Raw genomic sequence first — 14,107 nt, forward strand, 5'->3', positions numbered from 1 at the left:
ACTTAGGACCTCTCTACGCGCCGGAGATCCTGGGCGAAGACGGTGTATACCTCTTCAGGATCGAAGAGTGCACCGCACACCCTCGCGGACTCTTCACACAGCGCGCGATACTCCTCAAGTGGGAGGGCAGCAACCCAGTCGATGGCGTCGGCAATATCGTCCGGCGACGGGTCGGCCGACAGCAATCGACCGTTTTTTTTGTCCGACAGAATCTCGTGAGTTCCCACGACATCCGTTCCCAGTACGGGTAGCCCGGCTCCCATCGCCTCCGACATTGAGAACGAAACGCTTTCCGATGACGACGCATTGATGAAAGCCGTGTACTGGGGGTCGCGAAGCACTTCATAAACCTCGGCGTTGGGTAATTGGCCAGCACGGGTCACGGCGCTCTCGATTCCCTGAGCTCGGATGGCACGCGTAAAGCGACCTTCCTGCGCTTGGTCGCCCTCGCCCACGTGCGTCCATCGCGTATCGTGCCCTCGGCGTCGCGAAGTCGCCACACCTGCAGCTATGAGTTCAGGGCGCTTCAGCGGGTGCAGCGACGAACAGGAGAGCAGGTGCACCGGCCCGAGGTTGTCGCGCTGCGCGGGTTGCCCAGGCGCGACCACTCCGAGACGGCGGGTGCTAATTTTATGCGCATATTCAGGCCACTCCAATTGCATGCGAGCGGTGATGGTGTCCGCAGTGGGGTGCAGCCGCTCCACTGCTTCCAAGAGCGCCCGGCGGTGGGGGAGGTAGCGCACGGGCGATGCCGCTTCGTTGACGTCGTAGCCATGACCGCGGGCCACGATCGGCACCCCTGCTAGTCCTGGAACCGAGTCACGCAGCTGGATAGCAACTGATGTGGTCACGTAGAACCAATACGCATAGATGGTGTGAACGTCATGTTCTCTCAGGTAGTCCTCTAAATGGGGACGCGCAGCCCGAGCGAGAGCGCTTGTGCGAGCGGCGAAGTACCGCTCATACAGGCGTTGTTTGACCGTCTGCGCTTCGGCTGGCAGGTCGCGCGCCAAGGCGCCCCGCGCCAGGAGGGCGAGACGGCTGCCCCAGCCGTGCTGCACGGACAGATCCAGAACTGTGACATTTCTCGGTAGGGAGCGGTCGAGCATCGAACCCGGTGCTCGCATGAGCGGAAGGATGGCGACATTGTCGAACGCTTCCGCGAGGTGGGGCAGTTCGGTGTGCAAGTACTCCTCGCCGGGGGCGAACGGGTAACGGTTTGTGACTAGCAATAAGCTTTTTTCGTCAGGCATTGCGATACAGCCCCTCCTGACGTCCCACGCCCAGAAATGTGCGTCCTAAAATCCAAAGGTCCAGGGCGAAGGAGCAGTCCTCGACGTAGCGGGCGTCATTGGCGAAGCGTTCCTCGAGCGTGCCGGAGTTTCGGTTCAGGGCCTGGTCCAGGCCGGTGATCCCCGGTCTTACCTCGAAACGGCGCAAGGCAACCTCGTCATAGCGAGATTGGTTACCGGTGGGGCTCGGGCGGGGGCCGACGAAGCTCATGTCCCCGCGCAGGACGTTCAAGATCTGCGGGAGTTCGTCCAGGGAGGTTCGCCGCAGCACACGGCCGACAGGGGTGACACGCGGATCGTCCTCGGCGTTATACGTCGAGCCGTCGGCGTTTCGTAAATCTGGTGCGTTGACGATCATGCTCCGGAACTTGAACATAGTGAAAGGTTCCTGGCCGAGCCCTAGACGCGTCGAGCGGTGAAGTGCCTGCCCGCCGTCGCGGCGCAGCAGAGGCCCGGCGATGATAGCTGTCGTGCCTACGACCGGAAGCCCGGCGAGTGCGAGGGCGATGTCGAGGGCGCGCTTTCCGCCCCTGCGGTAGAAGCTCATCGATTCTTCCTCCGTTGTGCGATGTCCCGCATACCGTCCTGGATGCTGTAACGGGGACGGTAGTCCAAGCGCCGGGTGGCTTCGGTGATGTCCATCAGCGTGCTGAGAGCCCCCGCACCTGGTGTCTCGTTCAGGTCAAGGGCACTGCGGTCGCCGAACGCATCGACCGCAGCCTTCGCGATGTGACTCATGGTGACGTTGGTACCAGAGCCGACGTTGAGGATGCCGGTGACATCCGGGCGCTCGAGCGACTGACGGATGGCATCGCACACGTCCTGGACATACACCATGTCTCGCCGCCGATTTGCGTCGCCCGTGACGGTGATGGCATCACCCGCCTCCGCCTTCCGGATAAATGTGTTGACGGCGTAGTCGTTGTCCTCGTCATCGGTGTAGATGTGTCCCAGGCGGAGCGAGAGCGTCGAGATGCCCTTGCTTCCCGCCAAGCGCAGTGCGTGCTCCGCGGTGATCTTGCTCGCGCCGTACGCGGTGGCTGGCGCTGCGGGCCCCGTTTCCGTCCAGGGCAGGTCCTCGCCGGAGTACACAGAGATCGAACTGGCGCCGATGATGCGCTTTACTCCGACGTCCAGAGCTGCTTCGAGCAGGTTGTCGAGTTCAGCCACGTTCGCGTTCCAACTGTCGAGGCGCGGCGACGGTGTTCGCCGCCAGGCCAAGTGAACGATCGCGTCTACCCCGTCGCAGCGCTCGCGTAAATCGTCCAAGGTGTACGCCGTGGAACGCTCGTGCTCGGAGATCGCGGTCGAACGAGTCAGAGACACCGTCTCGTGCCCAGCACTGCGCAGTTGAGGAAGCAGACGACGCCCCACGGCCCCGGAGCCGCCCGTGACGAGCAGCTTCATGCCCCGGCTCGCAGTTGGTAGCCGATCTTTTCGTAGCGTCCGTTGATGGCGCGCACGATCTGACCGGGCTCGTAGTAGCGCACGATGTCCTCACTTGCCGGCGCGTCGTACACGGCGGTCTTGCCCGGCGGGATGCACATGAAATCGATGCTCCACTGCCCTCCCGGTCGGAGCGACAGCTCCGGGGGAGTCCCGTGGAGCAGGTGCGGCCACAAGGCGTCGAGAAGATTGACCCCGTAGGTGCGCTCCACGAGACGCCAGATATGGCAGCCGTCGAAACGTGGGCTGATCTCGACGATCCGAGCTCCCGGAGGTGACACCTTCACCTGCGCATACACGGGGCCCTCTGTGATACCGAGGATGGCAGCTGCTCGCGTCGTGACCGCAGCGGCCTGCTCACTCTGCTCGGCCGTGATCGTTGTGGGAGGCATGGTGTGGCCACTGACAAGACCGACGTAGTCAGACCAGACATGCCGGTCACTGACTGCTTGGAACATAGTTTCCCCGCCGCGCAGGTAGCAGTTGACCGAAACCTCAGGTCCCTCCAGCCATTCTTCGACGATCGCGGCGCCTGTGCGGGAGAACCCTTGCGCTGTACTGACGGCCCCTCGCAGGTCATGACTCGATTCAACACGCGAAATTCCCCGTTGACCCTGTGAGTCCGCGGGCTTCACGGCGACGGGAAAGCCCGGAAACTCTGGTGCCTCCTCACCCGCGCCCACACGTCGAAACCATGGGTTCCCGACGAAGTGAGCGGCCCCGAGCCGTTCCCGCATTCGCGTCTTGTCGTTGCAGGAACGGGCCATACTCTCGCCGACGAAATAGGGCAGGTTTAGATTCTCACCGGCCCACCCCACGATCGGCATCGCGATATCAGAACCGACCGAATACACGCAGTCGATGCCGTGGGTACGGACGTACCGGGCGAGGTCGTCGATTTCAGTGAAGGAGAAGTCGGCCGTCGCGTCCGCCAAGGGAGTGGCCGGGCCGGGAAGCGCAGCACACACGTGGACTGTGTGCCCGGCACGCTTCGCCGAGGCAACGGCGTCGGCCTGGACGGCCGCAGCCCCGAGAATGAGGATGCGGCTCACTGCGCGTCCACCGCCCTTCGGTATGCCTGAGCAACGCGGCTCACTTGCTCATCCGTCAGGAGGGTGTGCAGCGGCAGCGTGACCTCTCGTTCGAACGTTCGTCGTGCATTGGGCACGTCCGCGGGCTGCCACCCCAGTTTCTGGTACGCGGTGAGCAAGGGGAGTGGCTTGTAGTGCACGTTCGTCGAGATTCCTGCGGCAGCGAGCTGCTCGATGATCCCGTCTCGTCGAGGGGCCATCTGCGCGGGCAAGAAGGTCAATGCAAGATGCGCGGCTGACTCCCTGCACGAGAAGTGGTCGATGAGCTCGACGCCGCTCCCTTCCAGCTCGGCTTGGTAACGACGCAGGATGTCGCGCCGTCGAGCGAGCATCTGCGGCAAGCGCGACAGCTGCGAAACGCCGAGAGCAGCCTGGATATCAGTCATGTTTGCTTTGTGACCCAGTTCGACGATGTCGTACTCCCAAGCGCCACCGCGGCTCTTCTCCAGGGCGTCCTTCGTCTGCCCATGCAGCACACCGCGGCGGAGAGTCTGGTACAGCTCGGGGCCTGTGATGCCAAAGGCCTCGGCGCTGCGCCACTCGATGGCGCCGCCCTCCGCCGTCGCCAAGTTCTTGACGGCGTGGAAGGAGTAACACGTGAAGTCAGCGAGCGTCCCGACGCGCCCCTCGGCCGCTGCAGCACCGACAGAGTGGGCGGCGTCTGAGACGAGAGCGATTCGTCCCAGTGCTTCCTGCGCGGGCGAGGATGGGCTGAAAGTCGCACGACGCGAGCGACAGAGTGCCAGCAGCTCAGTCACCGGGGCGGGTACCCCTGCAAGATCGACCGCGATAACGGCTTTTGTTCGATCGGTGATTGCCCGGTCGACCGCGGCTGCCGTCAAGTGGATGCTGTCCCGGTCGCTGTCGACGATGACTGCCCTTGCCCCGACGTGATGGACGACTGACGCGGTAGCGGTGTAGGTGTACGCGGGGACGATCACCTCGTCCCCCTCGCCGATGCCGAGAAAGCGGAGGCACGCGGTCATAGCCGCAGTCGCTGAATTAACTGTTAAGCAGCCCTGCGCCCCGGACAGCGCGACGAGACGATCCTCGAATTCCCGGGTGCGCGGCCCGGTCGTGATCCACCCGGAGTTCAACACCTCGATGACGGCGTCGATGTCCTCCTGTCGGATGTCAGGCGGTGAAAAAGGAATGTCGTCCATTTAGCTATCCGATCGATGAAAATGAGGGCTCGGGGCCGTTGGGCGCCCCGGCAGTGATGTCGATGTCCTTGCTCGGGTCGTGGTCGCGGTGACCGCCTGATTGCTCGACCATCCAGGCGAGTGCGTCGGCGTCCGTGTCGAAGTACTGCGCTCGCACGAGCTGCGGGTCGATCGCCGGCACGTCGACGTGCGAGACGAGCGGGTGCTCGGAGGTCTTGATCTCCTCGCCGGGCGTGAACAACTGCTCCGAGAGCTTCTCACCCGGGCGCAGCCCCGTGTACTGGATCTCGATGTCGTGCTGGCCCGCCATCTCGATGAGTGTGCGCGCCACGTCGACGATCTTCACCGGCTTGCCCATGGCGAGCACCATGACCTCGCCGTCCGTGCCGATCGCCGACGCCTGCAGCACGAGCTGACACGCCTCCGGGATGAGCATGAAGAACCGCTCGACGTCCGGGTGCGTCACCGTCACCGGCCCACCGCGCTCGATCTGCGCCGTGAACGCCGTGATCACCGAGCCGCGCGAGCCGAGCACGTTGCCGAATCGCACACTGACATACGTGTCGTCAGCCGCGCTCGCGAACGACGCTGTCAGACGCTCCGCGAGACGCTTCGAATACCCGAGCACCGACGACGGCCAGGCCGCCTTGTCGGTCGAGACGTTGACGAACGTCTCGACGCCGACGGCCTGCGCCGCCTCGAGCACGTTGAGCGTGCCGAGGACGTTCGTCTTCCACGCCTCGATCGGAAACTGCTCGAGCAACGTCAGGTGCTTGAGCGCCGCGGCGTGGAACACGACCTGCGGCTGCTCCCGCTCGAACACCGTCGCGAGCGACTGCGGGTCACGGATGTCACACAGCGCGAGCGTGCCGTCGTCGAGCAGCGCCCGCCCCGTCATCGACATCTGCGCCGCATGCATCGCCGACTCGTCGCGATCGAGCAGCACGAGCTTTGCCGGGCCGTATTTGTCGAGCTGACGGCACAGCTCCGAACCGATCGAACCGCCCGCACCCGTGACGAGTACGCGCTTGCCCGCGATCGACTGACGAATCGCCGTCTGGTCCAACTCGATCCTCTGACGCCCGAGTAGATCCTCGAGGTTCAGCTGACGCAGATCCGCGCCGCGTGGGGAGTGGAACATCTCGTTGAGCGGCGGCATGATCAGCACGTCGAGACCGGCCTGACGGGCGCGCTCGGTGACGTCACGCACGTCCTCGCCCTGCATCGTGGACGCCGCGATGATGAGCGCGCTCGCGTTGGTGCGCTCCGCCTCGCGTGCAATGGCCTCACGCGTGCCGGTGACGCGCAGACCGTCGACGTTCAAGCGGCGCTTGCCCGGGTCGTCGTCGAGCAGCGCGGCGGGCACGTAGCGCGTGCCCTCCGAGGTGTCGCGGTGCAAGCCGCGCACGAGCTGACGCCCGCTGTGGCCGGCGCCGAAGACGATGGCCTGCACGTCCTGCTCACGCGAGACGCGCCGGCCCCAGCGCCATGAGCGCACGAGGAAACGCAGCGTGAACATTCCGAGCAGCGCGAACATGGGCGCCGTGAACGGCATGCTGCGCGGCACGTGCGGCACCCCGAGGGCCAGACGCAGCACGGCGAGGACGAGCCCCATCGCCACCGTCGCACGGGCGATGTCGGCGGTCTCCTCGAACGAACCGCGCACGTGCCCGATGCGGTACGGGCCGACGGCGAGGCCGATGAGGGCATACAACCCGACCGCGAGCAACGCGAACATGGCGATCTCGACGGACGCCGAATCGGAGACGTCGAGGTCGAAGCGCAGCCACGCCGCGGCATAGGCGGCGCACAGGACGAGCACGAGGTCGGTCGCGAACCAGCCGTAACGAACGGCGCGATCACGTTCCCTCAGAGGCAGTTGGGTTGATCCCCCCGGCGCAGACATCGCCTCAGTTGCCCTTTCGCGAGCGACGGCTCATCAAGGTGCGGCCCTTGTCGTCGTCGGCGGCGGTGGAGGGGGAGTAGTCGTAGCGGTAGTCGTAGTAGTTGCCGCGCGGGCCCCGCTCGACACGGTTGAGCACGACACCGAGCACCTTCGCGTCGACGGCATCGAGGTGGTCGAGCGCGTCGAGGAATTGGTCGCGCTTGACGATCCCGGCGCCCGCGATGACCAGCGTGCCGTCCGTGACGCGCGAGAGGACGGCGGCATCGGTGACGGGCAGCAGCGGGGGCGCGTCGATGATGACGTAGTCGAAACGGCCGCGCAGATCCTCGAGCATTGCGCGCATCGGCTCACTGCCGAGCAGCTCGCTCGGGTTCGGCGGTGTCGCACCGGAGCCGAGCACCATGAGACGGCGCTCGCCGAAGCGCTGCACGACGTCACGCACGGCGACACGGCCGATGAGAACGTCGGTGAGGCCGACGCCACCCTCGAGACCCATGTAGCTGAGCAGACGCGGACGACGCAGGTCACCCTCGATGAGGCAGACGCTGGCACCCGACTCGGCGAGCGCGAGCGCGAGGTTCGCCGTCGTCGTCGTCTTGCCCTCACCGGGCAGCGACGAGGTGACGGTGATGACGCGCGGGTGCTCCGTCGCGTCGATGAACTGCAGGTTGGTGCGCAGCGAGCGGAACGCCTCCGCACGCGTCGAGTGCGGGTCGTCGGCGACGATGAGCGGGTGAGCGCTCGCGTCCTTGTCGAACGGCACGGCGCCGAGGACGGTGACGTCGTCAGCGGCCTCGAGGACGTCGTCCTTCGTTCGCAGCTTCGTGTCGAGACGCTCACGCAACAGCGCGAGCGCGGTGCCGGCGAGCAGGCCGAGCAGGCCCGCGAGGACGAGGTTCGTCGGCCAGCTCGGGCCCACCTTCGTGCTCGTGGTCGCCTGCTGCACGAGCGTCACCTTGACGGGGCTCGGCTTGTCCTTCGAGACGCTCTCGAGCTCGTCGACGGCCTTGGGGAACTGCTCGCCGAGCGACCGCGCGATGGCGTGCGCGCGCTTCGGGCTCGTGTCGACGACGCTCGTGTCGATGATGACGGTGTCCGGCGCCGCCTTGGCCGTCACCTTGGGTTCGATCGCCGCCGCGCCGCCGGGCATTTTAACCTCGTCTGCGACGGGCTGGAGCACCTTCGGCGTCTTCATGAGCTGGGTGTAGCTCTTGACGCGATCTTGCGTGAACGTGTTGCCCTGAGCCAGCTGCGAGTTGTTCGACGCATCCGCGGTCGAGACGAAGAAGCGCACCGACGAGCTGTACGTCTTGTGCGTGAAGAGAGTGAGGAGCACGGCGAGGGAGAGTGCGATGAGCACGCAGCCGGCAATGATGCGCCAGCGCTTCACGATGGCGCGCATGTACGACTGAAGATCCACCCAGTGCCTCCTGTTGTGTTCGCGCACTGCGCGCGAGTGTCATGGAGACCTTACGGACTGGCTGTGACCCACACCAAAGTCTGTATCTAGGACAACTGACCTGATTCATTGACGTGGTCATGACACTAAGTCGACCTCACCCTTGAGTGTGCCTCGTCGCGAGTTGCATGGGGTTCCAAGGGTTTTCGCAGCGTCTGCCAAGCATCTGGCCATGTCGGGCGAGCGGGTATGGGTGTGAGTGAGATGGGCTACCCGCAGGTATGGTGATGAAGGTCACATCATGTCGCTGTTGTGCGTCGCCTCCCGGCAGGTGGGAGGCGCTGCGCGCGCCAGGATGACGTTGCGGGGAGCCGGTGGGATGGCGATAGCCTGAGGCCAGCGAACATTCGTCGCACCAACTGATCGAAGGAGCCAGCACAGGCCATGGAGAAGATCAAGGTCAAGAACCCCATCGTCGAGCTCGACGGTGACGAGATGACGCGCATCATCTGGCAGTTCATCAAGGACCGCCTGATCCACCCGTACCTCGACGTCGACCTCAAGTACTACGACCTCGGCATCGAGAACCGTGACGCGACGGACGACCAGGTCACCGTCGACGCGGCGAACGCGATCAAGGAGTACGGCGTCGGCGTCAAGTGCGCCACCATCACGCCGGACGAGGCCCGCGTCGAGGAGTTCGGCCTCAAGGAGATGTGGAAGAGCCCGAACGGCACGATTCGCAACATCCTCGGCGGCGTCATCTTCCGTGAGCCGATCATCATGAGCAACGTGCCGCGCCTCGTGCCGGGCTGGACGAAGCCGATCATCATCGGTCGCCACGCTCACGCCGACCAGTACAAGTCGCAGAACTTCAAGGTTCCCGGCGCCGGCAAGGTCGAGATCTCCTACACGCCTGCCGACGGCGGCGAGAAGGTCGTCTACGAGGTCGCCGAGTTCCCCGAGGACGGCGGCGTCGCGATGGGCATGTACAACTACAACAAGTCGATCGAGGACTTCGCCCGCGCGTCGTTCAACTACGGCCTCGAGCGGAACGTTCCGGTCTATCTGTCCACGAAGAACACCATCCTCAAGGCGTACGACGGTGCGTTCAAGGACATCTTCCAGGACGTCTTCGACCGCGAGTTCAAGGACGAGTTCGACAAGCGCGGCCTCACCTACGAGCACCGCCTCATCGACGACATGGTCGCTGCGGCGCTCAAGTGGGAGGGCGGCTACGTCTGGGCCTGCAAGAACTACGACGGCGACGTGCAGTCGGACATCGTCGCGCAGGGCTTCGGTTCGCTCGGCCTCATGACGTCGGTCCTCATGACGCCCGACGGCAAGACGGTCGAGGCCGAGGCTGCGCACGGCACAGTCACGCGTCACTACCGTCAGCACCAGCAGGGCAAGGAGACGTCGACCAACCCGATCGCGTCGATCTTCGCCTGGACGCGCGGCATCGCCAAGCGCGGTGAGCTCGACGGCACGCCCGAGGTGACGAAGTTCGCCGAGACCCTCGAGCGCGTCTGCATCGAGACGGTCGAGGAGGGCAAGATGACGAAGGACCTCGCGCTGCTCATCAGCAAGGACCAGCCGTACCTCAACACGCAGGACTTCCTCGCCGCCATCGACGAGAACCTCAGCAAGGCCATGGCTGCCTGATCACGGCGGTCTCACCGGTGACGCCCTCCGTCGCGTGTTCAAGGACATGTGACGGGGGCGTCTTGTTCTGACGCCCGTCATGCCGGGGCGTTAGAGTGGCACGAAGCAACGGGTCACAACGAAGGGCGCCATGCGCATACTCATCACCGGCGGGGCCGGATTCATCGGTCAACATGTCGCCGTCATGCTGGCCTCGGAGCATGAACTGGTCGCCGTCGACAGTTTGAATGCCCAGGTGCACCAGCATGCAGAAGCTGCCGTGCAGCGCTTTCCGGGGCAAGTCGTCATCGCAGACGTCAGTCAGGCAAGCACGTGGGACGCATTGCCGGGGTTCGATGTCGTCGTTCATCTGGCTGCTGAAACCGGTACGGCACAATCCATGTACGAGGCCGAGCGCTACAGGGCTGTCAACGTGGAGGGGACGCGGCTCGCGGCTGCTGCGGCGGCTTCTTGGGGTGCCGCTCTGGTCGCACTGTCGTCCCGAGCTGTCTACGGCGAGGGACGGTACGAGTGTCGGCGCCACGGCACTCGGTTCGGTGGACGTTGCTGTCCCCAGGCCGAGGCCGCGCCGTCCCGGGAGGAGGACCCGCATCGCCCTGTCTCCGTCTACGGAGAAACCAAGTCCGAGGCGGAGGCCATCCTCGCGGAGTACGCCGCCGCGATTCCGGTCACTGTTCTACGACCGCAGAACGTGGTGGGCTTCGGACAGGCACTCCACAATCCCTACACGGGGGTTCTGGCGGCGTTCCTCGCGCGCCTCCGCGAGGGTCGACCGTTGTCGGTCTATGGCGATGGCTCTGCGACGAGGGATTTCGTGCACGTCGACGATGTTGCGCGTCTGATCACCTGGTGCATCGATCACCCGGGTCGACTCGGGAGCCTGCGGGTCCTCAACTGTGGCACCGGTGAGCGTACGTCGTTGACTGACCTGGCTCGGTTCGCTGCTGCTGCGGCCCCGGTCGCGAGTGCGCCGGTGGAGTATGTGGATGTCGGCCGGGCCGGGGACATCGAGCACGCCGTCGCCTCTCTGGAGGGTCTCCGGTGCGCAGGCGCGCCGTTGCCTCTGATGAGCAGTGAGCAGGCCGTGGCCGACTTCATCGGTCGATCGTGGGACATGCCGGGCGCCGATTCGGAGGCATGGGACGTCGCCCTGCGCGAATTGCGGCAGCGGGGGCTGACGAGCTGAGTTCGCCGTGAGGCAGGGCGAGATGGCGCTACGCGCCTGTGTGGTGAAACGTGCAAGGCCAGGATAGGGGATGACGAATGGACACGATGACGGCAAACTGCGTCGAGGTCCCTCAGACAGTCCGTGTCCGGCTGCTGCATGCTTATGTACAGCTCATCGCTGACGAGGTCGGTTGCGACCTTCTCCACGTCAAAGGCCCAGCAGTGGATCTCCGCCTGCAGCGGGCGGCGCGGCACAGCGTTGACGTGGACGTCCTCGTTCGCCCCCAGCACGTGCTTGCCTTCGTCGAGGCGCTCCGGGCGCGAGGTTGGCGCGAGATCACAGGTTTCGACGAAGGCTCCGCTTTCGGTCACGCGATGAACCTCCGCCACGAGCTCGGCCTTCTGGATGTACATCGCTGGTGGCCCGGGTTCGATGTCGAGCCCGCGACGGCCTTCGAAGCCATGTGGGGACAGCGCACAACCCGGACCCTCGCCGGGGTGGCCTGTGATGTGCCGTCGCTGAACGATCAGCGACTGGTGCTGCTTCTTCACTTCGCGCGTAGCGGCGGCCACCGGATCGAGGACCTCGAGGCTGCCTGGGGCGGGGCTGAGGAGGGGAGCCGCGCCGCAGTGGTACGGCGCGCCGACGAGATGGAGGCTCGGCTGGCGCTGGCTGCCGCCGTCGGTGGTCTCGAGGAATTCCGTGGGCTGCCTGCCTACGCGTTGTGGAAGTACTTCTCCAGCGGGCAAGGATCACGTCTGGACGAGTGGGGCGGGCGTTTCCGGGCGGCACGCGGGCCACTGGCGAAGGGGCGGGTCTTCCGTGCATTCTTCATGGTCAACAAGGGCCTCTTGAGCGACGAGCTGGGCCACCCTCCCACGCGCCGTGAATATGTGCACGCTTTCCGGCAGCGATTCGTCACGGCCCTCGGTGATGTGCTTCACCGGCTTGAAACGCGGCTGCGTACGAGGGCCGAGCGATGACTCGCCGTGAAGAAACCCAGGGCCGATGGGCCATCCCTGAGGACATCGCTGTGGAGACGGACCCCGATGATCGATCTGCGGTGTGGGTGCTCAGGGCGTCTCGAGGAGTCATCGTGCGGTTGCCGCAGGTAGGGTTGCTGGTCTGGCGGGCGTCCCCGCGGGTCTCCGACACGGAGGGGCTCGTGGCGCTCTTGGCTGCTGAGCACGGATGGCCGTCCTACGAGATCGCGCAGCCCGTGCAGAACTTCGTGATGTCCTTGGTCGATCACGGCCTGCTGGAGGAGAGGTCGGGCCATGAATCGAACTGAGGGGATGGCTCCCGAGTGGCAGCACCTGCTCGGCGCTGAGACCCGCCGAAGTGCGTCTGTGCCTGAATCCCGTAACGTCAAGGCCGCAACGGAAGGACCGCACGCCTCGACGCGCGTGGAAAAGGTCGGGCAGGCCGTCGCCGGCTTCTGGGGGCCGGTGGTTCTCCTGGACCTCGTCATGGGTTTCTCGCTGATGTTCGTCACCACCGCCCTGCCTGGGGGTCTTGTGGGCGGTCTTGCAACGGGTGTCGTGATGGTGGCCGTCAGTGCCTGCCGGCGAGCGAAGCTGACCGTACCGGGCGGTGGTCTCCTGGTCATCGCCTTCCTGGCACTCATGGCCTTCCTCGTCCTGGTTTCCGTCTTCCACGGCATGCCGTGGCAGCAGCGCCTCCTGAAGTTCTTCATTCTCTTCGCCGTGTGCGTTGTCATCGCGACCGGGCGGATCGACATTCGGTCGTTCGTCATCGGAGCATGCATGAGCGCATGTGCCAACGTCCTCCTGTTCTATGCCGGGCTGACGGAGAATAATTACCCGCCATATCTGACCGGTTTCTATGGGGACAAGAACGTTGCAGGGATGTACTACGCGATATGGGGGATCCTCGGGCTTGCGGTTCTGTCCCCGCGTTGGCGCATACCGTGGTTCCTCCTCTCGACGTGGTTCGTCTTTCTCACCGGATCGCGAACCGCGCTCGGAGGTATCGTGCTGGCCGCCCTGTGGGTCCTGCTCCGCAACCGGATCGGTGTGGCCTATCGAATCGCCCTCGCGGCGATCGGGTATGCGGTTCTCGTCTTCTCGATCAACAACTATGCCTCCAGTTCCGCGTTCGGTGACCGAACAGGCACCGATTGGTACAGGGCGCAGATCGATCAGGCGATGGAAATCAAAGCATCCCTGACGCCGTGGACGGGCCTCGGTCTCAATCAGGGGTTCGTGGTGATCGGTGATCGACGGCAATGGTTCCATGATTCGTATCTGCAGGCTTTCGTCGAGGGCGGTCATGTTTTTCTCTGGTCAACCGTTCTGGCCTTCGTCCTCCTCGGCCTGGGATTGCTCGATCGACGACTGCATGTCTCATGGGAGATGCTCACAGCAGAGGCGACGGTCATCGTCGTGCTCGTCTGCGCGTGGAAACTGGGAGAGGTGTTCATGACGGTGGGTGCCTTCATCGTGCTCGGAATCTGCATCGCTTACCGTCTCGGCAAACCCGCCGCCGCGTCGAATCTTGCGTGGCGGGCCGCCGAGATGGCCCCGCCACGCGCATCCAGCGCGGCGCCGCTGCATCGCGGCGCTCCAGTCGGCGCCTCGCGATCGGAGGTCCAGGCGTGAAGATGACACGAACATTGATCGAGAAGACCCCAGGTGTTCGCTATCGGCGGGCCCAACTCCTGATCCCTTTGTATCGACGGGCCTTCGCGCACTTCGGGTCGGGCAGCGTGCTGGTTTCGCCTCTCATGATCCAGGGGACCGACAGGATCAGCGTCGCGGATCGGGTCATCATTCGAGACGGCGCTTGGCTGGCGGCGGAAGGCCCCGCGGGGCACCTTGCCATCGGTGCGGACACCTACATCGGCCATCGCGTACACCTGCACTCGATCGACCCGGTGAGCATCGGTCGCGGTTGTGTCTTCGCGGACAACGTCATGGTGACGTCGACCGACCATGCCCGAGGAGGCTCACGGCAT

The 14,107-nt window shown here is 64.9% G+C and carries 12 protein-coding genes; 5 read left to right on the forward strand and 7 right to left on the reverse strand.

The window, feature by feature from the left end:
* Positions 1–2: 2 nt before the first annotated feature.
* From AX669_RS09070 to AX669_RS09100, 7 genes are read right to left on the reverse strand one after another with little or no spacing between them, the layout of a single operon-like run.
* Complete coding sequence (locus tag AX669_RS09070; protein ID WP_062257960.1) at positions 3–1,253, reverse strand: glycosyltransferase; 1,251 nt, start codon at positions 1,251–1,253, stop codon at positions 3–5.
* Positions 1,246–1,839: a sugar transferase gene (locus AX669_RS09075; RefSeq protein ID WP_062257962.1), complete on the reverse strand. Its 594-nt coding sequence runs from the start codon at positions 1,837–1,839 to the stop codon at positions 1,246–1,248. The genes AX669_RS09070 and AX669_RS09075 overlap by 8 nt, the downstream gene beginning before the upstream one ends.
* Positions 1,836–2,699 carry an NAD(P)-dependent oxidoreductase gene (locus AX669_RS09080; protein ID WP_062257964.1) on the reverse strand — a complete coding sequence of 288 codons (864 nt, stop codon included), beginning with the start codon at positions 2,697–2,699 and terminating at the stop codon, positions 1,836–1,838. Before AX669_RS09080 ends, AX669_RS09075 begins: the two co-directional genes overlap by 4 nt.
* A complete protein-coding gene (locus tag AX669_RS09085; protein ID WP_062257967.1) occupies positions 2,696–3,790 on the reverse strand; it encodes an acetyl-CoA carboxylase biotin carboxylase subunit family protein in 1,095 nt (364 codons plus the stop codon). The genes AX669_RS09080 and AX669_RS09085 overlap by 4 nt, the downstream gene beginning before the upstream one ends.
* Entirely contained in the window at positions 3,787–4,992 is a 1,206-nt protein-coding gene (locus AX669_RS09090) for a DegT/DnrJ/EryC1/StrS aminotransferase family protein (protein ID WP_062257968.1), read from the reverse strand. Before AX669_RS09090 ends, AX669_RS09085 begins: the two co-directional genes overlap by 4 nt.
* 4 nt (positions 4,993–4,996) lie before the next feature.
* Entirely contained in the window at positions 4,997–6,898 is a 1,902-nt protein-coding gene (locus AX669_RS09095; protein ID WP_062257970.1) for a nucleoside-diphosphate sugar epimerase/dehydratase, read from the reverse strand.
* 4 nt (positions 6,899–6,902) lie between these two features.
* The gene (locus AX669_RS09100) at positions 6,903–8,318 is read right to left on the reverse strand and encodes a polysaccharide biosynthesis tyrosine autokinase (RefSeq protein ID WP_062257972.1); all 1,416 of its coding nucleotides are present in this window, start codon (positions 8,316–8,318) and stop codon (positions 6,903–6,905) included.
* 423 nt (positions 8,319–8,741) lie between these two features.
* Between AX669_RS09100 and AX669_RS09105 the strand changes: the two genes are divergently transcribed.
* The 5 genes from AX669_RS09105 to AX669_RS13685 all read left to right on the forward strand — a co-directional run bounded on the left by AX669_RS09105 (position 8,742) and on the right by AX669_RS13685 (position 13,751).
* Positions 8,742–9,962, forward strand: a complete 1,221-nt coding sequence (locus AX669_RS09105; RefSeq protein ID WP_062257975.1) for an NADP-dependent isocitrate dehydrogenase — start codon at positions 8,742–8,744, stop codon at positions 9,960–9,962.
* A 130-nt stretch (positions 9,963–10,092) separates the two neighbouring features.
* On the forward strand, positions 10,093–11,148 hold the full coding sequence (locus tag AX669_RS09110) for an NAD(P)-dependent oxidoreductase (RefSeq protein WP_062257977.1): 1,056 nt from the start codon (positions 10,093–10,095) through the stop codon (positions 11,146–11,148).
* Positions 11,149–11,225: 77 nt separating this feature from the next.
* Positions 11,226–12,113 (forward strand): nucleotidyltransferase family protein, encoded by an 888-nt coding sequence (locus AX669_RS09115; protein ID WP_051806060.1) that lies wholly within the window; start codon positions 11,226–11,228, stop codon positions 12,111–12,113.
* Entirely contained in the window at positions 12,110–12,421 is a 312-nt protein-coding gene (locus AX669_RS14225; protein ID WP_062257979.1) for a PqqD family protein, read from the forward strand. Before AX669_RS09115 ends, AX669_RS14225 begins: the two co-directional genes overlap by 4 nt.
* On the forward strand, positions 12,408–13,751 hold the full coding sequence (locus AX669_RS13685; RefSeq protein ID WP_197418878.1) for an O-antigen ligase family protein: 1,344 nt from the start codon (positions 12,408–12,410) through the stop codon (positions 13,749–13,751). The genes AX669_RS14225 and AX669_RS13685 overlap by 14 nt, the downstream gene beginning before the upstream one ends.
* Positions 13,752–14,107: the final 356 nt, after the last annotated feature.

Source organism: Dermacoccus sp. CCH2-D9, from assembly GCF_001556795.1.
GTDB classification, from domain to species: Bacteria; Actinomycetota; Actinomycetes; order Actinomycetales; family Dermatophilaceae; genus Dermacoccus; species Dermacoccus nishinomiyaensis.

Excerpts from the sequence above, each read along its gene's own strand:
- AX669_RS09070 (WP_062257960.1), bottom strand. The coding sequence starts at position 1,253 with ATGCCTGACGAAAAAAGCTTATTGCTAGTCACAAACCGTTACCCGTTC.
- AX669_RS09075 (WP_062257962.1), bottom strand. The coding sequence starts at position 1,839 with ATGAGCTTCTACCGCAGGGGCGGAAAGCGCGCCCTCGACATCGCCCTC.
- AX669_RS09080 (WP_062257964.1), bottom strand. The coding sequence starts at position 2,699 with ATGAAGCTGCTCGTCACGGGCGGCTCCGGGGCCGTGGGGCGTCGTCTG.
- AX669_RS09090 (WP_062257968.1), bottom strand. The coding sequence starts at position 4,992 with ATGGACGACATTCCTTTTTCACCGCCTGACATCCGACAGGAGGACATC.
- AX669_RS09095 (WP_062257970.1), bottom strand. The coding sequence starts at position 6,898 with ATGTCTGCGCCGGGGGGATCAACCCAACTGCCTCTGAGGGAACGTGAT.
- AX669_RS09105 (WP_062257975.1), top strand. The coding sequence starts at position 8,742 with ATGGAGAAGATCAAGGTCAAGAACCCCATCGTCGAGCTCGACGGTGAC.
- AX669_RS09110 (WP_062257977.1), top strand. The coding sequence starts at position 10,093 with ATGCGCATACTCATCACCGGCGGGGCCGGATTCATCGGTCAACATGTC.
- AX669_RS09115 (WP_051806060.1), top strand. The coding sequence starts at position 11,226 with ATGGACACGATGACGGCAAACTGCGTCGAGGTCCCTCAGACAGTCCGT.
- AX669_RS14225 (WP_062257979.1), top strand. The coding sequence starts at position 12,110 with ATGACTCGCCGTGAAGAAACCCAGGGCCGATGGGCCATCCCTGAGGAC.
- AX669_RS13685 (WP_197418878.1), top strand. The coding sequence starts at position 12,408 with ATGAATCGAACTGAGGGGATGGCTCCCGAGTGGCAGCACCTGCTCGGC.